General features: G+C 36.5%; 22 protein-coding genes. 15 read left to right on the top strand and 7 right to left on the bottom strand.

Annotated features, from left to right (window positions below; translation table 11 throughout):
- The first annotated feature begins 79 nt into the window (after positions 1 to 79).
- Together EKM68_RS10575 and EKM68_RS10570 are read left to right on the top strand one after the other, a co-directional pair.
- Positions 80 to 274, top strand: coding sequence for a hypothetical protein (locus EKM68_RS10575; RefSeq protein WP_125590541.1), 195 nt, complete (start codon positions 80 to 82; stop codon positions 272 to 274).
- A 94-nt stretch (positions 275 to 368) separates the two neighbouring features.
- A complete protein-coding gene (locus EKM68_RS10570; RefSeq protein WP_125590539.1) occupies positions 369 to 848 on the top strand; it encodes a hypothetical protein in 480 nt (159 codons plus the stop codon).
- 138 nt (positions 849 to 986) lie between these two features.
- On the opposite strand, the gene EKM68_RS13590 is transcribed toward EKM68_RS10570, so the two are convergent.
- A complete protein-coding gene (locus EKM68_RS13590) occupies positions 987 to 1,139 on the bottom strand; it encodes an SPJ_0845 family protein (RefSeq protein WP_164509421.1) in 153 nt (50 codons plus the stop codon).
- A 159-nt stretch (positions 1,140 to 1,298) separates the two neighbouring features.
- On the opposite strand from EKM68_RS13590, the gene uvrC reads away from it, so the two are divergent.
- The 4 genes from uvrC (at position 1,299) to EKM68_RS10550 (ending at position 7,433) form a co-directional block, all read left to right on the top strand.
- Complete coding sequence (gene uvrC, locus EKM68_RS10565; protein WP_125590537.1) at positions 1,299 to 3,116, top strand: excinuclease ABC subunit UvrC; 1,818 nt, start codon at positions 1,299 to 1,301, stop codon at positions 3,114 to 3,116.
- Positions 3,117 to 3,309: 193 nt separating this feature from the next.
- Entirely contained in the window at positions 3,310 to 4,986 is a 1,677-nt protein-coding gene (locus EKM68_RS10560; protein WP_125590535.1) for an alpha-glucosidase, read from the top strand.
- Positions 4,987 to 5,004: 18 nt separating this feature from the next.
- Positions 5,005 to 6,393 (top strand): SLC45 family MFS transporter, encoded by a 1,389-nt coding sequence (locus EKM68_RS10555; RefSeq protein ID WP_225422999.1) that lies wholly within the window; start codon positions 5,005 to 5,007, stop codon positions 6,391 to 6,393.
- 41 nt (positions 6,394 to 6,434) lie between these two features.
- Positions 6,435 to 7,433 (top strand): LacI family DNA-binding transcriptional regulator, encoded by a 999-nt coding sequence (locus tag EKM68_RS10550; protein WP_125590533.1) that lies wholly within the window; start codon positions 6,435 to 6,437, stop codon positions 7,431 to 7,433.
- Between the two features lie 60 nt (positions 7,434 to 7,493).
- Here EKM68_RS10550 and EKM68_RS10545 read toward each other — a convergent pair whose 3' ends face one another.
- From EKM68_RS10545 to EKM68_RS10530, 4 genes are all read right to left on the bottom strand, one after another.
- A complete protein-coding gene (locus EKM68_RS10545; protein WP_125590531.1) occupies positions 7,494 to 8,195 on the bottom strand; it encodes a DUF3862 domain-containing protein in 702 nt (233 codons plus the stop codon).
- A 124-nt stretch (positions 8,196 to 8,319) separates the two neighbouring features.
- Complete coding sequence (locus EKM68_RS10540; protein ID WP_125590529.1) at positions 8,320 to 10,281, bottom strand: PTS fructose transporter subunit IIABC; 1,962 nt, start codon at positions 10,279 to 10,281, stop codon at positions 8,320 to 8,322.
- Positions 10,282 to 10,296: 15 nt separating this feature from the next.
- Positions 10,297 to 11,220, bottom strand: a complete 924-nt coding sequence (pfkB, locus tag EKM68_RS10535; RefSeq protein WP_125590527.1) for a 1-phosphofructokinase — start codon at positions 11,218 to 11,220, stop codon at positions 10,297 to 10,299.
- Positions 11,221 to 11,973: a DeoR/GlpR family DNA-binding transcription regulator gene (locus EKM68_RS10530; protein WP_125590549.1), complete on the bottom strand. Its 753-nt coding sequence runs from the start codon at positions 11,971 to 11,973 to the stop codon at positions 11,221 to 11,223.
- Positions 11,974 to 12,185: 212 nt separating this feature from the next.
- Here EKM68_RS10530 and obgE point away from each other — a divergent pair, with 212 nt between their 5' ends.
- The 7 genes from obgE to EKM68_RS10495 all read left to right on the top strand — a co-directional run bounded on the left by obgE (position 12,186) and on the right by EKM68_RS10495 (position 18,558).
- On the top strand, positions 12,186 to 13,475 hold the full coding sequence (obgE, locus tag EKM68_RS10525; RefSeq protein ID WP_125590525.1) for a GTPase ObgE: 1,290 nt from the start codon (positions 12,186 to 12,188) through the stop codon (positions 13,473 to 13,475).
- Positions 13,476 to 13,490: 15 nt separating this feature from the next.
- Positions 13,491 to 15,413 (top strand): acyltransferase family protein, encoded by a 1,923-nt coding sequence (locus EKM68_RS10520; RefSeq protein ID WP_125590523.1) that lies wholly within the window; start codon positions 13,491 to 13,493, stop codon positions 15,411 to 15,413.
- A gap of 14 nt (positions 15,414 to 15,427) precedes the next feature.
- Positions 15,428 to 16,357, top strand: coding sequence for a ribonuclease Z (rnz, locus tag EKM68_RS10515; RefSeq protein WP_125590520.1), 930 nt, complete (start codon positions 15,428 to 15,430; stop codon positions 16,355 to 16,357).
- Positions 16,358 to 16,373: 16 nt separating this feature from the next.
- Positions 16,374 to 17,171, top strand: coding sequence for an SDR family NAD(P)-dependent oxidoreductase (locus tag EKM68_RS10510; RefSeq protein ID WP_125590518.1), 798 nt, complete (start codon positions 16,374 to 16,376; stop codon positions 17,169 to 17,171).
- Positions 17,172 to 17,183: 12 nt separating this feature from the next.
- Positions 17,184 to 17,501, top strand: coding sequence for a lipopolysaccharide assembly protein LapA domain-containing protein (locus EKM68_RS10505; RefSeq protein WP_025024356.1), 318 nt, complete (start codon positions 17,184 to 17,186; stop codon positions 17,499 to 17,501).
- A gap of 87 nt (positions 17,502 to 17,588) precedes the next feature.
- Positions 17,589 to 17,771: a 50S ribosomal protein L32 gene (rpmF, locus tag EKM68_RS10500; protein ID WP_125590516.1), complete on the top strand. Its 183-nt coding sequence runs from the start codon at positions 17,589 to 17,591 to the stop codon at positions 17,769 to 17,771.
- A 58-nt stretch (positions 17,772 to 17,829) separates the two neighbouring features.
- Positions 17,830 to 18,558: a hypothetical protein gene (locus tag EKM68_RS10495; RefSeq protein ID WP_125590514.1), complete on the top strand. Its 729-nt coding sequence runs from the start codon at positions 17,830 to 17,832 to the stop codon at positions 18,556 to 18,558.
- Positions 18,559 to 18,600: 42 nt separating this feature from the next.
- Here EKM68_RS10495 and EKM68_RS10490 read toward each other — a convergent pair whose 3' ends face one another.
- On the bottom strand, positions 18,601 to 18,987 hold the full coding sequence (locus EKM68_RS10490; protein WP_125590512.1) for a VOC family protein: 387 nt from the start codon (positions 18,985 to 18,987) through the stop codon (positions 18,601 to 18,603).
- A gap of 35 nt (positions 18,988 to 19,022) precedes the next feature.
- The gene (locus tag EKM68_RS10485) at positions 19,023 to 19,214 is read right to left on the bottom strand and encodes a YjzD family protein (RefSeq protein WP_225422997.1); all 192 of its coding nucleotides are present in this window, start codon (positions 19,212 to 19,214) and stop codon (positions 19,023 to 19,025) included.
- A gap of 92 nt (positions 19,215 to 19,306) precedes the next feature.
- Here EKM68_RS10485 and dnaE point away from each other — a divergent pair, with 92 nt between their 5' ends.
- Positions 19,307 to 22,633, top strand: a complete 3,327-nt coding sequence (dnaE, locus tag EKM68_RS10480; protein WP_125590510.1) for a DNA polymerase III subunit alpha — start codon at positions 19,307 to 19,309, stop codon at positions 22,631 to 22,633.
- A 100-nt stretch (positions 22,634 to 22,733) separates the two neighbouring features.
- Positions 22,734 to 23,693, top strand: a complete 960-nt coding sequence (gene pfkA / locus EKM68_RS10475) for a 6-phosphofructokinase (RefSeq protein ID WP_025024352.1) — start codon at positions 22,734 to 22,736, stop codon at positions 23,691 to 23,693.
- The last annotated feature ends 38 nt before the right edge of the window (positions 23,694 to 23,731 follow it).

The raw sequence follows: 23,731 nt of genomic DNA, 5'->3' as shown, positions 1-23,731 counted from the left end.
AAGAATAGGTCTTCATGGCCTTTTTGTCTATAGTTGGTCTAGTTCATTGGGTGTTGCACTTCAATTGTAAACTCGGCTTTTGAATTATTTTGAAGAAAATTCTATTAGCATACGAAATGTTAATTTCAGAGCTAATAAAACTGAAGATGGTTCTTATACCTATACGAATGTCTATGAGATCAAATTGCCACACGATATGAGATATATTGATGTGGTTGAAGGTATTTCCAGTGGTGAGAACATTACCAAAGTTCAGTTAATAAACCTTGGTTAGAACTGTTATATATTAATATTAAATTATTTAAATCATAAGAAACATTGATTTAGGATTCTCCTTTTGATAAAGTTTTTAGTATTGGGGGAATTTAATGGTAAAAAGAGTCATGTTTATTTTACTGTTTTTGTTTCTTTGTGGGGCTTTTGTATTAAATATTGACGCTTTTGGGGCTGAAGTTCAGAGAGTTAAACAAGATTCACATGAAATGTCGAGTCAATTAACGGAGACTGAATTCAAAACTAAACAAGACAATTACGTTTATGTATCATTTGACAATTTATACGAGAATCCACAAATTTATAAAAATACTAAAATTTATCAAAAGGGATTAGTATTAAAATCAGACGAAAATTTTGCAATTGTTTCTCTAGATCGAAGTGATCATTCCAAAGATGTAAAAATCAGTTATGATTTAAGCACTTTGTCTAAGGGTATTTCTAGACTTGAAGAAGGTAATGAAATTCAAGTTTTTGGAAAATTTTATGATGTTGAGAATTATACTAATGATAAAGGGCGAATGATAACACGGCCTGTTATCAAAGCTAAATTTATTCAAGTAATTAATTCTTAAAATAGATAACAAAAAAAACACCTGCCAACCAATGTTGGCGGGTGTTTTAACTATCAAAAGGGTTTTTATTTGTAACGGACGGTAATATAAATGGCATTTGCTCTTCTATGTAGGATGAAGAGCTGAAAATATGAGAAGTTATTTTTTACTTTTAGAATCTTTATCGTTTTTAGAAGATTTCTTATCCGCAGTATCTACTCGATCTACGTTTTTTTTGACATCATCGGGAAGTGAAGCAAATTTGTCAAATAAGCTACCAAAATTCTCTTCGCGTTTCACTGTTAGGCCCATCGGTATCAGCCCCTTTCAGGTTATTTTTTATTTATCTTTTAATTAACTACATTATAAGACCTTTTGCATAAAATCTCAAATTCTTGCAACTTTTTTTTGATTAGGTAAAATAGAAAGAGCTATTATAACAATTATTGTGATTCTGAAAGGAGATATTTTTTGGCAACAGAATATCTTGAACATAAATTAAGTCTTTTACCAGCACGTCCTGGTTGCTACTTGATGAAGGACATCAACTCAAAAATTATTTATGTTGGTAAAGCTAAAAATCTAAAAAATCGTGTTCGTTCGTACTTCAAAAGCTCGCACGAAGGTAAAACTGAACGTTTAGTCTCTGAAATTCGAGATTTCGAAACGATTATTACTTCAAATGATAAAGAGGCATTCCTGCTTGAAATTACTTTGATTCAAAAGCATCAACCATACTACAATATTAAATTGAAACGTGGGACTGGTTATCCATATATTAAAATAACCAATGAACGTGATCCCAAAATGGAAATAACTGGTCAAATCAAGAAGGATGGTGCCTACTACTTTGGTCCATATCCTAATGTTTGGGCTGCGTCGAATACATTGAACTTTTTACAAAAAGTTTATCCATTACGTCGTTGTCAGGGACATATGGGAAGACCTTGTTTATATTATCATATGGGACAGTGCTTAGGTGCCTGTTTCCAAGATGTTCCAATTGAGAAGTATAATGGACAAATTGAGAAAATCAAAAAGTTTTTAGGCGGTAATGTTGGTGAGATAAAATTGCAACTTGCATCACGAATGGAAAAGGCCTCCGAGGAACTTGAATTTGAACGCGCTGGTGAATTACGTGATCAAATTAAGTATATTGAGACTACTGTTGAGAAACAAAAAATCATTTCTAATGATAGTACTCCTCGAGATATTTTTAATTATTATGTTGAAAAAGGTTGGATCTCCATTCAAATTTTCTTTATTCGTCAGGCAAGATTGATGAAACGTGAAAAGAGAGTATTCGCATGTATCAATTCTCCCGAAGAGGAATTATCGACGTTTATTTTACAATTTTATAATCGAAGAAATCAGGTTATGCCAAAGGAAATTTTGGTTCCAAGTAATCTAGATAAGGACACTCTTTCAGAAGTTCTAGATGTTCCGTTTAGAACGCCGCAACGTGGTCAAAAAAAGGATTTGATGGATATGGCTGCTGATAATTCCAAACTTGTTTTGCAGGAAAAATTTAGATTGATGGAATTGGATAATCGTCAGACTTATGGTGCGCAAAAGCAAATATTTGAAGCATTAGACTTACCTTACGGTCATGTCATTGAATCATTTGACCATTCGCATATTCAGGGAACAAATCCAGTTTCAGCTATGGTTCAGTTTCTAGATGGACGACCAGAAAAGAGTAATTACCGTAAATATAAGATCAAAGGTGAAGTAGAACATCAGTCTGGTGCTGATGAGGCTGCTAACACCCGTGAAGTAGTTTATCGTCGCTATTCTAGAGTTCTTAAGGAAGAAGGAAATTTACCTGACTTGATTCTTATGGATGGCGGAATCATCGAATTACACGCTGTTATGGATGTTTTACAAAATGAGTTGGGTATTAAAATACCTGTAGCCGGAATGGTTAAGGACAATCATCATAATACTTCACATTTGATTTTTGGTGAAGCCGGAGAAATTGTTCCACTTGATCGTAAGAGCCAAGGATTCTATTTACTTCAAAGAATTCAGGATGAAGTTCATAGATTTGCGATTACTTTTCAGCGTAAAACTAGAAGCAAGAATGCTTTGTCATCCAGATTGGATGGGATTCAAGGAGTTGGTCCTAAGACTAGAAATAAACTTTTAAAGAAGTTTGGATCGGTTAAAAAAATGAAGGATGCTTCGATTGAGGAGTTAACAGCATTAGGTATTTCCAAGACAACTGCACAAACGATTAAAATTACGTTGGCTAGTACTGATTTTCATAAGAAATATTCTAAAGGTTAAAAAGTATATAAAAATTATAGAACGTAAAAAATACCGTATTTATATAATGAATACGGTATTTTTTGTGCATGATAACAAAATGATTTCAAATAAGTCGTTGACAAAAAATGTGGAAGGGGTTACATTCTAATTGCGCAAACGTTTGCTTAACTTGCGAAATAAAAAAAGTTGAAACAGAAGAGGAAAATATATTTTGGAAAAATGGTGGAATAACGCAGTCGTATATCAAGTCTATCCAGCTAGTTATCAGGATAGTAATGGAGATGGAATTGGTGATTTGCCTGGTATTACCAAACGATTAGACTACATCAAAAAATTGGGAGTTGATATTGTTTGGCTAAGTCCAATTTACAAATCACCTCAAGTTGATAATGGTTATGATATTTCAGATTATCAGGCAATCAATCCTGACTTTGGTAATATGGACGATTTTGATAAGTTACTTAAGAAAGCACATGACTTAGGATTAAAAATTATGATGGATCTTGTTGTAAATCACACATCAGACGCACATAAATGGTTCCAAGAATCACGTAAGGGCAAAGATAATCCATATCGTGATTATTATATTTGGCGTGATGGCAAGGATGGTAAGGCACCTAATAATTGGGGTTCATTTTTTATGGGCCCTGCTTGGAAGTACGACGAACAATCAGGTCAATACTATTTGCACTTGTTTGCGCCAGAACAACCGGATTTGAATTGGGAAAATCCAAATGTTCGTCATTCAGTATTTGACATGATGAATTGGTGGGCAGACAAGGGTGTTGATGGTTTCCGCATGGATGTTATTAATTACATTTCTAAACCAGAGGGTTTGCCTAATGCGTTGAAACAAAAAGATGAACTTTATGCCAATCCAGAACCACTAGTTGCGAATGGTCATCGAATTCATGAATTCTTACAAGAGATGAATAAAAATGTCATGAGTAATCACAAGACGGTAACTGTCGGTGAAGCACCCGCAGTTACAACTGATGAGGCTAAGAGGTATGCAAATCTTAGTGGTGCAGAACTAGATATGGTCTTTCAATTTGAGCACATGGGCTTAGATGGCAATAAGAATCCTGCGCTCGGCCGTTGGTCTGATCGCAAAGTTGCTTTAAGTGATTTAAGAGATAATCTCACCAAGTGGCAGAAGTCATTGTATGGTGAGGCTTGGAACTCACTATACTGGAATAACCATGATCAACCACGTGTTGTATCAAGATTTGGTAATGATACGACTGAAGAATATCGGGTATTGAGTGCCAAAATGTTAGCTACAATGTTGCACTTCCAACAAGGAACACCGTTTGTTTTTGAAGGTGAAGAGATTGGAATGACTAATGCTTACTTTAAGAATTTAAGTGATTATGTCGATCTGGATTCAATCAATTCATACCATCAGATTGTGGATGAACAACATCTTTTGGATGGACCAACAATGTTGAAGTATATGGGGATGCACAGTCGAGATAATGCGCGTACACCTATGCAATGGGATGCAAGTGAAAATGCGGGATTTTCAACTGGGAAACCTTGGGAACATATGAATTCTTGTTACAAAGAAATCAATGTTGAGCAAGCATTAAAAGATCCAAATTCAGTTTTTTATTATTATCAAGAACTTATCAAATTACGTCATACAATGCCTGTAATTATTGACGGTAAATACGAATTAGTTGAAGGCAATGACAAGGATCCCGAAGTGTACGCATATACAAGAAGAGATAAGGATACTACGTTGTTAATTATCCTTAACTATACAAATAAAAACTTAAATAGATCGTATGAAGTACCAGATAATGCCAAACTATTAATCAGCAATTATTCAGATGACTTAGGTAATGACATCCGTCCGTACGAAGCTAAGGTTTATCAATTTTAGATAGAAGAAGGAATTATTATGATGAAAGCCGGAACTGAAAAGTCGACTGATACATTAGAAACACCTAAAGAGAAGAAAAAAACTTTTGGCTTCGATAATGCATTACCAAAATTACCAATGAGTACGATTTTTGCGATGACCTTTGGCTGTATTGGCGTCAATATGGCATTTACATTGCAAGGATCACAAATGAGTAGAATTACGCAAACTATCGGTGTTAATCCTAATAGTTTGGGCTGGTTCTTCCTACTGCCACCACTATTAGGAATGTTCGTTCAACCATTGTTAGGTAAGTATTCTGACAGTACTTGGACACGTTGGGGAAGAAGAATTCCTTATCTAATTGTAGGTGCACCGATCACAGTTATTGTGATGGTTCTATTGCCATTTACAGGATCATTTGGGTTTGGATATGGTTCGATGACAGCATTGGTATATGCGGCAATTGCCATTGCTCTAATGGATCTGTTTAGTAATGTTTGTCTCGCACCATACAAAATGCTTGCGGGTGATATGGTCAATGAGGATCAAAAGAACCTTGCATGGTCATGGCAACAAATTTTTAGTTATGCAGGTGGTATTTTAGCCGCATTGTTACCATTCATCCTTACAAAATTTGGCATGACGAATACTGCACCTAAAGGTCAAGTCCCAGCTACTGTCATTTGGGCATATTTGATCGGTGCAGGGATGTTATTGATTACTAGTTTAGTAACGATCTTCAAAGTTAGAGAATATGATCCAGAAACATATGCTAAGTATCATAAGTTAGATACAACAAAAAAAGTAGAAACACCTAGTTTATGGAAATTATTAAAGAGTGCTCCAAGAGCATTTTGGGAATTATCAATTGTTCAACTATTCAGTTGGATCGGAATCATGTACACATGGACTTATGCTACAGGCGCTATGGCAAATAACATCTGGAATACAACTAATCCTTCTTCAGCTGGTTTCCAAGCTGCTGGTAACTGGTACGGTGTAATGACTGCCTTCTATAGTGTTGCGGCTTTATTGTGGGGCTTGTTCTACGCTAAAACTAAGGCAACTCAACGTAAGTTATGGTATTCAGTTGGATTGTTTGCTGACGCAATCAGTATTATTATTGTTGCAACAACACACAGTCAATGGATCGCATTATTAGCTTTTGCATTATATGGTATTGGTAACTTTACAATCAACACATTACCATTTACTATGTTGACAACATCATTGAATGGTAAAAATAATGGATCATATTTAGGATTATTCAATATAGCAGTTTGTCTACCACAGATCATTGGTTCATTAGCTAGCTTTATTATTTTCCCAATGGTTGGAAGTAGTCAAAGCATGATGATGATCATCGGTTTCGTTGCAATGGTTATTGGTGGTTTCTCAGTTGCAATTGTTCATGAAGGAAAATAGAAGTAAAATTATAATTAATTAAATCAATAGGAGACGGTCGAATGTCAGCAACGATTAAAGATATAGCACGTAAAGTTGGAGTGGCACCGTCAACCGTCTCTCGTGTTTTATCCAACAAATCAAAGTATTATACTTCGGAAACAGCAGAAAAAGTCAAAGCCGCCGCCCGAGAACTGGGTTATAAAAAAAATCAGGCAGCCGTTGAATTAGTAAAGAAACAAAGTAATGTTATTGCGGCAGTCGTTAGTTCAGTTAAGACTAACTTCGCTGGTCAAATAATCGATGGGATTCAGTCAGAAGCTTCTAAGCACGGTTACAATTTGATTGTTGTTTATTCAAATAGTGCCAGTGCAGAGGAACAGAGGAAGGCTCTATTGACGGTGATTGAGCGTCCGGTAATGGGAATCCTATTATTGTCGATTGCTTTGTCGGATGACAATTTGAATATGCTGAAAGAATCAGATATTCCGTATTGTTTTTTATCGATGGGATTCGATGATGATCGTCCTTTTGTCAGTTCCGACGATATGGAAATCGGCTATGAGGCTACTAAATTTTTGATTGATAAAGGACATCGGCGAATTGGTTTAGCTGCTATCGATAAATATCCTTATACTGGAAGATTAAGATTGGCTGGCTACAAGAAAGCTCTTAGTGAGGTAAACATTGTACCGGAGGATTCATGGATTCAGTCAGGTGATTACAGTTATACAGCTGGTGAATCAGCGATGAAAGCTTACGGCAAAGACACCGAATTAACCGGAATAGTGGCTGCTAGTGATATGGCAGCAATCGGCGCTCTTAACCAAGCACGTAGCCTGGGATTGCATGTTCCTGATGACGTATCCATTATCAGCATTGATGGAACCGAAATGTGTCAAATAGTTCAGCCACAACTTACTAGTGTGTCACAAGATTTTTACAAAATGGGAGTAGTTGGTGTTCAGCGTATTGAGGAAAGTGTCAATAGTAAAACAAAGTCACAGAATAATCAGCAACTTATACCGGTTCATATTTATGAGCGAGATTCAACAAAGTGAGCCAAAAAGGATTCAATCTAATTGTGGAGATTAGATTGAATCCTTTTTTGATAGTTGATATTATTGGACGCTTAGCTGATTCTTGCTGCTGACTGCACCGTCTGTAAAAGTAATAACGATATTGGCACCAATGTCACCTTTGACATCTGATGTGTATGAGTAGACTTTGGATGCCGTGTTCTCGACAGATGTTTCTGAATAACCATTTGGTTTTCCCAGTAAGTTAATAACGTCTTGTTCTGACTGGCCATTTTGGATTTGGTTGTAAAGGTCGAGAGTGATTTTTTTATCACGAGATACTTTTAATCCAGAGATAGATTTGCTAATGGCGTGATCATTAACGAATCCAACAATAAGGGATGCTCCCAGATCGCCGTTAGCAATCTTTTTCCAGGTATAGGAGGTGGCTTGAACATCACCAATTGTGCTGTCGGAGCTTGAAGAATAGTTACCAAATAATTTTTGGAGACTAGCTAGTGATAATCCATCAGTTTGACTTAAATATATTCCATTATAATTATCGAGTCTAATACCGCTAGCTTTTTTAACTTGGGAAGATTTCTTCTTTGCAGATTTATTTTTTTTAGAGGAGGATTCAGTTTTGGTATCTGAGTTATTATCTTGATAGTAGTAATATCCAGTTCCAATAGCTGCTACTAAGATAACAATTAGTAACCAAAACCACCATTTTTTAAATAAAGGTTTCTTTTTTTTATTTTGATTACGATATTGTGAACGACTCATTGTAACTTGATTGTGCATTCTAAAACCCCCTGATTGCTATATAACTTTAATTTTATAATACCAGTGATAGAAGGTAAACCAACAATTGAAGTGAGAATGTACAAAAAAGCATCTGCAGTTAAGCAGATGCTCTAGTTAGTAATTATTTTTCAACTTCTTCAGCTTTTTTAGCAGGTTTCCATAATCCGTAGATGACACCTGAGATTACAGAACCGATAATAACTGCTAGCAAGTACATTAATGGTTTGTTAGCAAGTGGTGTAACGAAGATACCACCGTGAGGCGCAGGTACGTTGACACCCCATAGTTGTGTCAAACCACCACCGATTGCAGCACCGATAACACTTGATACGATAACGTGAAGTGGATCTCCAGCAGCGAATGGAATGGCACCCTCAGTGATGAATGAGATACCTAGAACATAGTTAGATAGACCAGCTTGTCTTTCTTGTTCAGTAAACTTGTTCTTCCAGAATGTTGTAGCAATAGCGATTGCTAGAGGTGGAATCATACCACCAACCATAACAGCAGCCATCAAGGCACCATTTTGTGTAGCAGTAAATGTACCGATAGCGAAGGTATAAGCAGCTTTGTTGAATGGGCCACCCATATCGACAGCCATCATACCACCAAGCAATGTACCAAGGATAACGGCATTACCAGTACCCATTGATTCAAGGAAAGCTGTGATGGCGTGATTTACGACGGCGAAGACAGGATCGATCGCGAAGTACATTAAAGCACCGACGATCAGAAGGCTTAGAACAGGGTAGAGCAAGATAGGTTTCAAACCATCTAATGACTTAGGAAGATTCTTGAGAGCCTTCTTCAAGTAAACAACAGTCCAACCAGCAATGAAACCAGCAAGTAGACCACCGATAAATCCAGCAGGACTCTTAGACGAAACAACTGATGCAGTAGCTTGTGATGCCATATAACCACCAACGAAACCAGGTAGTAAGGCAGGACGATCACCGATTGAAACAGCAATATAAGCAGCTAGAACAGGAATTAAGAAACTAAATGCATAGTTACCAACGTTATTGAAGAATAAGAACCACTGTGAGTGTGCTCCGACTGAACTTTCAAGTAAGAATGAGATAGCCATTAAGATACCACCACCAACAACGAATGGAAGCATATTAGAAATACCGTTCATTAAGTCAGCATAGATCTTTGACCAAAGTGATTTTGATTCTGTAGATTCTTCATCATTTGCGGCAGCTCCACCCTCAGCGTGGAAGATAGGGGCTTTTTGTTCTGTCGCTAAATTGATAAGTTCTTCAGCTTTGTTGATACCATCTGAAACGGGACGGTTGACCAAGTGTTTGCCATCAAAACGAGGCATATCAACTTTTTTATCAGCAGCAATGATAACACCAGTAGCACGTCTGATTTCAGCAGCTGTGAGCTTGTGTTTAACACCTTCAGAACCATTTGTTTCAACCTTGATGTCAATACCCATTTTTTCAGCTTGTTCTTTAAGAGCAGCTTCAGCCATGTAGGTGTGGGCAATACCAGTTGGACAAGCAGTTACGGCAACAACGTAAGGTTTTTGATCTTCAGTTGAACCTGATGCCTCAGCAGCTTTTGCGGCAGCATCTTTAGCAGCTTGTTTTTCCTCATCAGCTTTATCTTTAGCCTCTTTAGCGGCCATTGCATCATCGAATAATTTTTGAACTTCATCAGCAGTAGTTGCTTTCTTTAAGTTAGCAACTAAATCTGGGTTGATCAATAGTGATGATAGAGCAGCAAGTGCTTGCAAATGAAGATTGTCAGCACCATCTGGAGCAGCAATCATGAAGAACAAGAATGCTGGTTGTCCGTCAAGTGAGTCAAAATTGATTCCCTTGGCACTCTTAGCGAATAATACTGTAGCACGTTGTACAGCCTTATCACGAGCATGTGGCATGGCAATCCCATCACCAATACCAGTACTTGTTTGCGCTTCACGTTTTAAAATATCTGATTTGTACAAGTCTTTGTCATTAATAACTCCAACTTGGTAATACTTGTCGACCATTTCCTCAATAGCTTCTTCTTTAGTAGTAGCTTTAAGATCCATGATCATGGCGTCTTTTAGTAATAATTGTTTTAGATCCATGAATAAGTCCCTCCCTTAACTTAATTCTGTAATATCAATTGCTTTATAAACTTTATCAATTTTTTCTTTAATAGCGATATCTTGACTGAAAGCAGTAGCAGAACCGCATGCTGCTCCAATGTGGAAGCTTTCAATTGGATCGTTAGTTTGCATGAATGTTCCTACAAAACCAGCAATCATTGAATCTCCAGCACCAACTGAATTGATAACAGTTCCCTTTGGTGCGTTAGCTTTGTACGTATGATTCTTTGTTACAAGTAGAGCACCATCGCCGGCCATTGATACCAGTACATGCTTTGCACCTTGATCCAATAATTTTTTAGCATGATCAATTATTTCTTGGTCAGAACTAAAAGTTGTTTGGAATAAATCGGCAAGTTCATGATTGTTTGGCTTAACAACTAGGGGATGCAATGACAATGTATCCAATAATGCTTGGCCAGTAGTATCAATAACGAAGTCAGCACCTTGAGCTTGAATCATTTTTGCGATGTCTAAGTAAAATGTTTCTGGTAACTTCTTTGGCAGGCTACCGGACATGATAACGACATCACCATTACCAACGGATTTTAGTTGATTGATGAAGGTGTTTTTTTCGTCAGATGAAATAGCAGGTCCCATTCCGTTGATCTCTGTTTCTTCATCTTGCTCGACAGCGTTAACTTTGACATTAATACGTGTGTCTTCTTTAACGGCTGTGAAATCTGTTTTAAGATCATGTTGTGCCAGTAAGCTTTTGAACATTTCGCCGGTAGCTCCACCTACAAAACCTAAAGCAGTTGAATCAATGTTCAATTCCTTGAGAATACGTGAGACATTGATCCCTTTGCCACCAGGAAGTTTAACATCATTAGTTGTTCTGTTAACTTCACCAGTAGTAAGAGTCTTCAATTGTAATACATAATCAATTGAAGGATTAGCTGTAATTGTATAAATCAATTAGTTTACCTCCATAACTTTTGTTTTCTTATTTAATAATCCCGATTCTTTTACTGGCAATTCGTTGGTAATTAATGTAGCATCTTTCAAGTCGGCGAATTTACTGAAGCTGACTTGGCAGTATTTTGAATTGTCAGAAAGAATAAATGTTTGATTGGATTGTTTGATTGCTAGTTTTTTGATAGCAGACTCTTCAGGATCAGGAGTTGTATATCCTGAATCAATGGAGAACCCATTTGTTCCTAAGAAGCACTTGTCAAAATGATAAGTTTCCAGTGTCTGCACCATTGTTGAACCAATCAGGGCCTTAGTGGAGGATTTTAATTTACCACCAGGTAGAAAAGTTTCAATATTGTAATCAGCTAACATTGAGGCATTATCAACGCTATTAGTTATAACCAATAGATTTTTGTTTTCAATAAGATATGGGATCATGAATTGAATAGTTGATCCAGAATCCAAGAATATCACTTCTTGATTTCGTACTTGACCAGCAGCAACTCGTCCAATAGCTTTTTTTTCGTCTAAGTGAACGGTGGCTTTTTGTGATATGGCAGGTTCCTCATGCAAAGAGATAACATTTTGAGCTCCACCGTGAATTCTTAATAACTTATGACAATTTTCTAAATCTTGTAGGTCACGTCTTAACGTTGATTCGGATGCCTCTGTTAAAGGAATCAAATCATGTAGTTTAACAATATTATGAAGTTTTAATTGTTCTAGTATAATTTGTTGTCTTTCTTCAGTAAGCACTTTCATTTCACCTCACGACAAATATAATACATCAAATTCATTCAAAATCAACCAATTTCGTTCAAATTCTTTCAAAAAACTTCAAAAACGTTTAAAATGTATTATCGTTGCGCGAATTTGAATAATTTAATTGTTTTTATTCAACGTATAATGATATCTATTTTTGTGCTAAAATTTAAAAATGATAACTATGTTTAGAAAGGGGGGTTTTAATGTTCGTAGATAACGTTAAAATCACCGTTAGATCTGGTAAAGGTGGGGACGGAGCCGTCGCCTTTCGCCATGAAAAATATGTTCCGCTAGGCGGTCCAGCCGGTGGAGATGGTGGCCGCGGTGGGGACATCATATTAAAAGCTCATGAAGGTATGAATACCTTGATGGATTTCAGATACAAACGTATCTTTAAAGCACAACCGGGCCAAAACGGTCAAATAAAGGGAATGTACGGTCACAAAGCTGATCCGGTCTACATTGCTGTGCCAGCAGGAACATCGGTATATGATGAAGATACTGGAAAATTAATCGGTGATCTTATAAAACATGACCAGGAACTAGTCGTTGCTAAAGGTGGAGACGGTGGTCGTGGAAATATTCATTTCGCTAACTCGAAGAATCGTGCACCAGAAGTTGCCGAAAATGGTGAACCAGGACAAGAAATTCACTTACGTCTTGAATTGAAATTGATTGCTGACGTTGGTCTGGTAGGATTCCCATCAGTTGGTAAGTCGACCTTATTATCTGTCGCTACATCAGCAAAGCCTAAGATTGCGGCATATCACTTTACGACACTTTCACCTAACTTAGGTATGGTTAAGCTGGATAATGGTCAAGATTTTGTTATTGCTGATCTTCCTGGTTTGATCGAAGGTGCATCAAATGGTGTCGGCCTAGGAATTCAATTCTTGCGTCACGTTGAACGTACACGTGTAATTCTTCACCTTGTGGATATGGATCCTGAAAATGGTCGTGATCCATATGAGGATTATTTATCAATCCGTGAAGAATTAGGTAATTATGATGAAAACATCTTAAAGCGTCCAGAAGTAATTGTTCCAACTAAGCTGGATATTGAAGGCTCAGAAGAAAGAATGGAAGAGTTCAAAAAACAGCTATTGGAACATTCTGATGATCACGATGTGGATGTCTTCCCAATTTCAAGTATCCAACATACTGGTGTCAAAGATTTGATGAACCATACAAGTGAGATTCTAGCAAATGTAGAACCTATTCACTTTGATGTTCAAACTGACGAAACTAAAGAATACAATTATGAGACAAAAGCTGAGAAATTTACGATTGAAAAAGATGAAGATCACAGCTTTATTGTTAAGGGACACGATGTTGAATTACTTCTTCAAAGGAGTAACTTGGATCACCAAGATGGAATTATGAGATTTGCACGTCAACTTAAGAGCATGGGAATTGAAGATGGTCTTATGAAAGCAGGAGCAGAATCTGGTGATTCTGTGACAATTCTTGATTTCACGTTTGAATTTATTTAGGGGTAAATAAGTATAATGAATAAATCACCGAAAAGAAGATATATAAGCGGATTTGACGGATTACGTACTTTAGGGGTTATAGGTGTCATAATGTATCACTTGAATCCTAACGTCTTTTCCGGTGGATATTTGGGAGTTCCAATTTTTTTCTTAATTTCTGGTTATCTAATAACTGATCACTTTTTCAATACGACCGATTACGGTCAGAAATTCGATTTAAAGGATTTTTATTGGAAACGTGTCAAACGTTTGTATCCAGGAATGTTGTTTGTGCTGCTGGCTTCAGGGGCATACATTTTCTTCTTTCTGAAGAATTTGCTGTATCATTTAGATCAAATCGTCTTAACTAATGTTCTGAATGTTTATAACTGGTGGCAAATATTCAATGGTCAATCATATTTTGAAAGATTTGCGAATAATGAATCACCATTCACCCATCTTTGGACTTTGTCAATTGAAGGCCAGTTCTATATTGTTTGGCCTTTATTATTGCTACTATTTATTAAGTTTGGTGTGAAGAAGAGTCGTATTTTTGGATTCACTATGGTTGTTTCTATTGCTTCCGCAATTTGGATGGCAATTTTATTTAAGCCGGGAGTTGATCCAAGTAGAATTTACTATGGTACTGATACGCGTTTATTCTCTATCCTTATGGGGTGTGGCTTGGCACTAGTATGGCCCGCTGAACGTCTCAAGGGTGGAATCGAAAAGAATGATAGGTTCAAACTGAATCTTATCGGTGGTATGGCCATCGCTTTGATTATCTTGATGATTTTTACTGTGAAAGATAATGATCCGTTCTTATACCGTGGTGGAATGTTTATTTTTACATTGGTTACATGTATTTTGATCGCAGTTGTTGCGCATCCGGATGCTTTTTGGAATAAGGTATTAAGTAACAAAGTATTCCATTATATTGGAAGCAGAAGTTACGGTTTATACTTATACCAATTTCCTGTAATGATTTTCTTTGAATCAAAATTCAAGAACATTGCAGATCATCCAATTCTTTATCCAGTGATTGAAGTGATTTTGATCGTCTTGGTTACTGAATTCTCGTTCAGATATGTTGAACAACCATTGGCACATGCCAATTGGGATTCAATCAAGTACTTCTTCAAACGTTCACTTGGTTATCAAAAGGTCTTGGCGGTGCTGATTGCCTTGATCACTATAACTGGTTGTTATAGTGTAGTTAAAGCGGTCAGTGCACCAAATCCTAATGTTAATCACAGTCAACTGGCTGATAAGATTACCAAGAATGAAAAAGCTAACAAGAAAAAGAAACAAGCAGCTATTGATAATTTGAAGAAAAACAAGGCTAAGAAAACAACTGGTAAGATTAGTGCAGCTGATATGGCTAGATATAAAAAGGCCGCAAAGGATAATCCTGTTAACCAAGATTTTGAAAAATATGGACTAACACAGATTCAATTACAACAATTGAAAGATATACCACTTACTGCTGTCGGCGATTCAGTTATGGCCGATGGTTCAGATAATTTCTTGAAGTTGTTTGACGATAAGAAGGTTATCGTTGATGCTGCTGTCAGTCGTCAAGTCGATGCTAGTGTTGATATTTTGCAGAATTACAAAGACCAAGGTGTATTAGCACCTAATGTCATGATTGGATTAGGTACTAATGGTCCGATCAGTGCTCAACAAGTTGATCAGATCATGAGATTAGTCGGTCCAAGCAGAAATGTCTTTTGGATCAACGTTCATGTACCAACTAGACCTTGGGAAAAAACAGTTAATGGTGTTCTAAGTCAAGCTACCAGCAAGTATAAGAACTTGCATGTTATTGACTGGAATGATTATTCTAATGGGCATACAGACTGGTTCTACGATGATAATGTTCATCCAAATCCAGATGGATCAATGTACTATGCTTCATTTGTAGTAAAAGATATTTTGAAAGTATTAGATAAAAAATAGAATAGGATTTTTATATGGAATTAGAATTTTTAGGAACAGGAGCCGGCGTCCCATCTAAGGGCAGAAACGTTTCAAGTACAGCATTAAAAATGTTGGATGAACGAAACGAAGTTTGGCTTTTTGATGTAGGCGAGGCGACACAGCATCAAATTTTAAGAACAACAATTCGACCAAGAAAAATTACTAAGATATTTATTACTCATTTGCATGGTGATCATATTTTTGGCTTACCTGGTTTATTAGCCAGTAGAGCCAATCAGGGTGGTACTTCTCCATTGGAGATCTATGGTCCAGTTGGAATCAAAGAATTCGTTGAGACTTCTTTGAGAGTCACTGGTAGCAAATTAAACTACAGGATCAAGTACATCGAGTTAAAGAATGGCGGAGAAGTATTCAATGATAAGACCTTCAGCGTTTACGCTGGAAAACTGAAACATCGAATTACTTGCTATGGTTATCGTGTGGTTGAAAAACCTCGTACTGGTGAACTGTTAGTTGATGAGTTGAAAAAATATAATATTCCTAATGGTCCAATTTTTGGACAATTAAAAGCTGGTAAGACGGTCACACTTGCGGATGGCACTGAATTGAATGGTCAAGATTTTATTGGACCTGATAAGCCAAGTAAAGTTGTGACAATTATTTCAGATACACGCTACACTCCTGAGATAGACAAGTTGTCACAGGATGCAGATGTTATTGTTCATGAATCGACATTTTCGAATGATGAAAAACAATTGGCTTATAATTATTTTCATTCAACCGCAACCAATGCAGCTGAGGTAGCCAAAAAGTGTAATGCCAAGGGATTGTTGTTGACTCATATTTCGGCTAGATATACCGGTAAAGGCTCATTGATTTTACAAAAAGAAGCTCAAAAAGTTTTTAAGAATACTAAAGTAGTTAATGATTTTGATATCTACGAGGTACCATTTAAAATATAGGAGAGCAGGTAGTAGAATGAATAATTTATTGAATCAAACAGTTTTAGTAACTGGTGCTTCATCTGGTATCGGTAAAGATGTAGCAGTTAATTCTGCCAAGCTCGGTGCTAATTTAATCTTGGTAGCTAGAAGTGAGGACAAACTGATCGAGGTTAAGAATGAATGTACTCGTGTTGGTGCTGAAACAGCCCATCATGAATATATTCTGATCGATATGAGTGATCCTAAACAAATAATTGCTGGTGTCGATAAGGCATTTGAATTTTCTGATAATATTGATATATTAGTAAATGCGGCAGGATTTGGTGACTTTTCAAATTATCTAGATACTGAATTCGAAACAGTTGAAAAAATGTTCCGTGTTAATGTATTAGGATTAATGCTGATGAGTCGCTTAATTGCACAAAAGATGATTGCTAATGGTCATGGCCATATTTTCAATGTTGGTTCAATGGCTGGTAAGATAACTACGCCTAAATCGGCCGCATATTCAGCAACCAAAGCTGCGGTTATTGGATTTTCCGATGGATTACGTTTGGAACTGAAACCATTCGATGTTAAAGTTACAACTATTAATCCGGGACCAGTTGCGACAAACTTCTTTGATACAGCTGATCATGGTGGAAATTATCTAGATTCAGTGAAGTATTTTGTTTTAGATCCAGACAAATTAGCGTGGGATATCGTTAATACGTTTAATAAAAGCAAGCGTGAGATTAATCGCCCACGTTATATGGAATTGGCAGCAGTTCTTTATAAAATTGCTCCAAGCGTAGGAGATTACCTAGCGGGTACATTAGGAAATCGTAAGTAGGGGATGACTTTTATGAATAATAAACAGTCAAGATTTGTAATTGGATTGATCATTGCATTAATAGTTGTTATTTTTGCAGTGTTAAATGTTAATCCGGTCACAGTCAGTTTTGGATTCACACATGTTAAATTACCATTGATAATTTTGATTATTGTTTCTTTATTACTTGGAGCAATTATTACAATGTTACTTGCAAGTTCAGGTAAAAAGAAGGATGATAATAAATTATCACGAAGTGCTAAGAAACAAATTTCTAACGTAAAAGTGTCAAATGATAGTCAAATAGCTGACGCTTTGAAGGAAAATCAGGTAAAAAAACAAACAAAATAGTAAATTTGCTTGCTCAAACGTTTTTATGATAGTATTATATTAAACGTTAGATTTGATTAAGTAATATAAATAAAGGAGTTTTTAAATATGGCTGTTCCAAAGAGAAAAACATCAAAACAAAGAAAACGTCAAAGACGTGGACACATTAAATTAGATACACCAAATATGCAATTTGACGTTGCTAACGGTGAATATCGTTTAAGTCACCATGTATCACCATCAGGTATGTACAAGGGTGAAAAAGTTATCGAAGACAAGAAAGAAGCTTAATTAAAAGCCAAGTCAATTATGCTTGGCTTTTTTTTAATACATGGGGAATCATATGATTATGAATAGAAAAATAAAATATTTATTTTTAGTATTAGTTCCTTTGTTCTTCATACTATTGACGGGATGTTCAAAGTTGGATCTATCAACTACGAAGAGTGAATATTCTGCCGACGGTTTGGTAGCTGTTGTTAAGGGTAAGGCCACGGATTATGATAAGTTGACTTACACAGTAAGTGGAGTTACCAAAAATGTAAAGGTTACTGATGATCACTTTGCTATTTCTGTTCCAGTTGCTACTAAATCAAAAAATGTAAAGATCAAAGCTAAAAAGGGCAATGATACTAAAACCAAAATCGTCAAGGTAACAAAAGCCAATGAATTGATCGACTATACGACGTTTGCACAACAATATAATTTTATGAATTTGAAGATGGGCAAACAAACAGATCAACTGCCATTAATTGCTAAGGACGGTATTTTTACGTACACCACAAGTAATGGAACTAAGCTAAGAATGAATGTTCAAGGTGGACAATTGATGGGTATTGCAATGAATATTACATACAAATCAATGAAGTCAAAATCTGGCATGAAAGATTTTGGAACTGATTTAGTTCTGATTTCTCAATACGTTGGTGCCGACGGTAAAAAGGTTGTTAAGAAGCTCGGCGATGAAGTTAAGGATGCTGACGGTGGTACGACTACCATGAAACAAATTACGTCTAAGGGCGTAAACTACAACGTTAGTTTAGCAACTAAGGATTTCTATCTATATATTACAAAATAAAAAAATGAGACTATAATGTCAGCGTTGCTGGCTAAGATAGTCTCATTTTTGTTTGTAATTAGATAATTCAATTAAATTCATATCTGGATCGCGAATATATACGGATTCGATTTTTCCTTCGGATCCATTTTTTTCTATTGGTCCTTGTTCAATGGGAACATTATTATTTTTTAATTCTTCAATAACCTCAGTGAGATCAGTATAAGTTATTAAGCACAGATCTGCCGATCCAGGTGTGGGTCTATCAGCTTTAGGTTCGAATTCATGTCCAATTTGATGAAGATTAATTTTTTCTGAACCAAATTTTAAGGCTTTACGATTTTGTCCGAAAGTAATCACTTCCATTCCTAATATTTTGGAATAAAAATCACAGCTTACAAATATATCGTGAACGGTCAAAACTAAATGATCAATATTTTTTATTTTCATTATTCTCCTCCAAAACACAAAAAAAGCGCTTATGACTAAGCGCGATTCTTTTTATCGTTATCTAGAAGCATTGGAATAATGCTGAAGATAATTGCAAATACTACAGTAACAATCATTGTTTGTTGGGAATTAAAAGTTTGTTGGTTCAATGCACCGCCGATAAAGCCAGCTACTTGACCTAGAACAACTGCCCAAAAAATTACAGCAACATATCTCATATCTTCCATCTCACTTTCTCCAGTAGTTTAGCACAAAAAAGAGTTTAGCCCAATAAAGTTTTACTCAATTTGATATAATTTTAACTAAGGGGGGCGACAAATTGCAAACGCAACTACAAGTAATGAGCAGCTACAGCCTACTGCATAGTCCCGTTAAACTTCCAGAACTTATCGATCAGGCAAAAGAACGTGGGTATTCTTCAATTGCCTTGACTGATATTAACAATTTGTATGGTTCAATTGATTTTTATAAATATGCTAAGAAAATAGGAATCAAACCGATTATTGGATTAACGATTGAAATTGCCGGAATTCAGGATTCAGACAATTCATATCCACTAATATTATTAGCAAAGAATGATCAAGGGTATCAGAATCTTATTAAAATATCCTCAATAGTTATGTCTTCAAAACAGTTTATTAGTATTGATGACATTAAACAATTTATGAATAATATTTTTGTCATCACTCCAGCGACGGATTGCGAAATTATTATTTCAGATGACGTGCAAGACTATTTTTCTAGGATAAACTCAGTGGTTGATCCAGATTCATTTTTCTTGGGAGTCGGTTTGTATTCGCAACAGATCAACAATGTTAAACGTGTCAAAGAGATTTCTAATACTATCGAAGTACCAATGGCAGCATTAGGTGATGTTAGATACGTTAATTCTGATGATCATTTGGCATATCAGGTATTAAACAATTTGAGAACTGGACAAAAGTTCGAGAGTATCAGCCAAGTTGTTGAGGAAGGCGATCATTATTTGAGAACAGCTGATGTCTTTGATAGCGACTTTAGTCGAGTAGATATGCAAAACACTGTTCAGATTTCGAATGAAATTGCTGAAAAATGTAATGTTGAAATTGAGTTTAAAGATACAGAATTACCTGAATTCAAAACTCAGGATAACTTGTCATCAGCTGAATTCCTGTCTAGCTTGGCTAGTCGTGGATTGAATAAACGTCTTAATGGCAATATTCCTGAAAACTATTCACAGCGATTGAAGTATGAATTAAGTGTTATCGATAAGATGGGATTTTCGGATTACTTTTTGATTGTTTGGGATGTTATCAAGCATGCTCATGAAATTGGAATCAAAACTGGTCCTGGTCGTGGGTCAGCAGCTGGCTCATTGGTTTCTTACACATTAGGCATAACGCAAGTGGATCCAATTAAGTATGATTTGCTGTTTGAACGATTTTTGAATCCCCAACGTGTCAACATGCCCGATATTGATTTGGACCTCCCTGATGACCGTAGAGACGAAATGGTAATGTACATGCATGACAAGTATGGCTCTGACCATATGGCTCAAATAATTACTTTTGGTACACTCGCTGCCAAGATGGCATTGAGAGATATTTCTAGGACTTTTAGTCAAACACAGTTTCAATTAACACAATGGTCCAACGCAATTCCACGTAAGCTCAATATCACGTTGAAAGAAGCAATTGAAGAGTCGAATACGCTTCAAGGATTGGTGGACGGTACCGAAGAGAACCGATTGATCTTCAAAGTAGCTCGTAGAATAGAAGGTATCCCTAGACATTATTCGACCCATGCGGCCGGGATAGTTCTTAGTAAGAAGCCGATGACTGATATTGTTGCCGTTCAATTAGAAGATGACGGTATTAACCTGACGCAACAGACTAAGAATAATGTTGAAAGCATTGGTTTGCTGAAGATGGACTTTTTGGGATTAAGAAATCTAACTATCTTGGATCAAGCGATTAATTTGATTTCTGAGAAGTATCAAAAAGAATTCGTCCCTGAAAGAATTCCGTTGGATGATGAACCAACCTTAGAATTGTTTCAGAGAGGCGACACAGACGGTATTTTTCAATTTGAGTCTGATGGTATTAGAAGTGTCCTAAGACGTCTTAAACCGACAAGCTTTAACGATGTCGTTGCAACTAACGCGTTGTATCGTCCGGGTCCGATGCAAAACATTGATACTTTCATTGCTAGAAAGCATGGACAAGAACCGGTAACTTATCCAGATGTATCTTTGGAAAAAATCCTTAAGCCAACATATGGAATTTTGGTCTATCAGGAGCAAGTTATGCAGGCTAGTTCAGAGATGGCTGGTTTCTCACTGGCAGATGCTGATATTTTACGTCGTGCTATCAGTAAGAAGAACGAAGCTTTGATGGATGAGAATCATAAAAAGTTTGTTGAGGGGGCTGTTGCCCAAGGGCATGACAGAGATTCAGCTGAGAAGGTTTATAAGTATATCGAAACCTTTGGTAATTATGGCTTCAATAAGTCACATTCAGTTGCTTATTCGATGATTGCCTTTTGGCTGGCATACATCAAAGTTCATTTCCCAGAAATATTTTTTAACTGCTTGATGAATGCTAATTTGAATAATGAAAGTAAGATTTCGTTATATGTTCAAGGAGCCAAAGATCGGAATTTGAAGATCAAAAGTGTTGATATCAATAAGAGTGAAAGTGATTTTACGGTCGATAGTAGTGGAATTCGTTTTGGATTCTTGAGTGTTAAAGGGATGCGCCGTGATTTGGCAAAGGATATTATTGAGGAACGACAAAATAAGGGCGAGTTCACTGATCCACAGAACTTTTTGAAGCGGATTGATATTAGATTCGTCAAAGATGACTATATTGATCCACTGATTTTGTCAGGTGCATTTGATTCATTCAATCGCAATCGACATGAATTGATGCTTGACTTCAAGGATTTGATTGAAAGTATTCAACTCGCTGGCAGTAACCTTTCGTTATTCGATGTACTTGATCCTAAAAAGCATGAAGTAGATGATTACTCATTAACTGAAAAACTGAATCAAGAAAAAGAATATCTTGGAATTTATGTTTCGGGACATCCAGTCGAGAAGTATCGAGAGAGGTTATTGAACACAAATACGATTAAAATTTCAAATTTGACAAATGTTAAGAATCAAGATGTCAATGTCTTGGGGTTGATCAAGCGTCCTCGTGTTATCCGAACCAAAAAGGGACAACGGATGTGTTTTGCGACGGTTGAGGATGAGACTGGTTCAATCTCAGTTACTATTTTTCCTAATCTTTTCCAAAAACTTGAGAATACTGAATTAGAAGGAAAAATATTCTTAATTGTTGGGCGTGCAAGTGATGGACGTCGTGGCGATATTGAATTCATTGCAGATAGATTTAATGATCCAAAGCAATATACGGTACAACTTCCTGATGAAAAGTTATATTTAAAAATTATGAAAACCTTTGATAATGAAGACAATTTGTCTAAGCTTTATGAAACTATCGAAAGCTCTCCTGGGAAGATCCCGGTTATCTTGTATCGTGAAAAAGATAAGCGGGCCGTGATTCTGAAGTCTAATCGTTGGATCAATTTTTCAGATGAAGTAAGAGTTAAATTGGAAAGCTTGTTGGGCAAAAAGAACGTTTTTCTGAAAAAACATAATTAATTTTGTCATAAAACGTTTTCAGCTCTACAAAGTATCCGATAAAAATGTTATATTTTATTAGGTTTTGTTTTTGAAACAAATAAATTTGGAGTGTGAACAAATGAAGCGGATTGGTATTTTAACCAGTGGTGGAGATGCCCCTGGAATGAACGCTGCTATTAGAGCAGTCACACGTAGGGCTTTAGATAAGGGCCTTGAAGTGTTTGGTATCAATTATGGATATGCCGGATTGGTTGCGGGTGATATTTTCCCACTTACAGCCTCTGACGTTTCTGACCGTATTCAACGTGGCGGAACATTCTTGTATTCAGCAAGATATCCTGAATTCGCCAAAGTAGAAGGTCAACTTAAGGGTATTGAACAACTTAAGAAATTCGGAATTGATGCATTAGTTGTTATCGGTGGAGATGGATCATATCACGGTGCTTTGCGTTTAACAGAGCATGGATATAATGCCGTTGGCCTACCAGGTACAATTGACAACGATATTCCTTACACTGATTTCACAATTGGTTTCGACACAGCTGTAAGTACAGTTATCGAATCAATCGATAAAATCAGAGATACTGCTACATCCCATGAAAGAACTTTTGTTATCGAAGTTATGGGTAGAGGAGCTGGAGATATCGCCTTATGGTCTGGTGTCGCCGGTGGTGCTGAAGAGATTGTTGTTCCTGAACGTGACTTTGATATTGCTGATATTGCTCAACGTATCAAAGAAGGACGTGAAAAGGGCAAGAAACACATGCTTGTTGTTCTTGCTGAGGGTGTTATGCACGCTCAAGAATTTGCAGATAAGCTTAATGAATATGGTGATTTCCAAGTTCGTAGTACTGTTTTAGGACACGTACAACGTGGTGGTTCACCAACAGCCAGAGATCGTGTTTTGGCAAGTAAGATGGGTGCTTATGCCGTTGACCTTCTTGAAGAAGGAAAAGGTGGCGTTGCTATTGGTATCGAAGACAATAAGTTGACATATCACAACATGCTTGACCTATTTGATAATAAGCACAAGCCAGATCTAGACTTATATGATTTAAATCAATCACTAAGCAGATAGTTTGTTACAATAAATAATGAACAACAAAAGAAAAGGGA

The sequence above is a fragment of the Companilactobacillus jidongensis genome (assembly GCF_003946575.1).
In the GTDB taxonomy this organism is placed as follows: Bacteria; Bacillota; Bacilli; order Lactobacillales; family Lactobacillaceae; genus Companilactobacillus; species Companilactobacillus jidongensis.
This window is presented reverse-complemented; position numbering and strand designations above follow the sequence as displayed.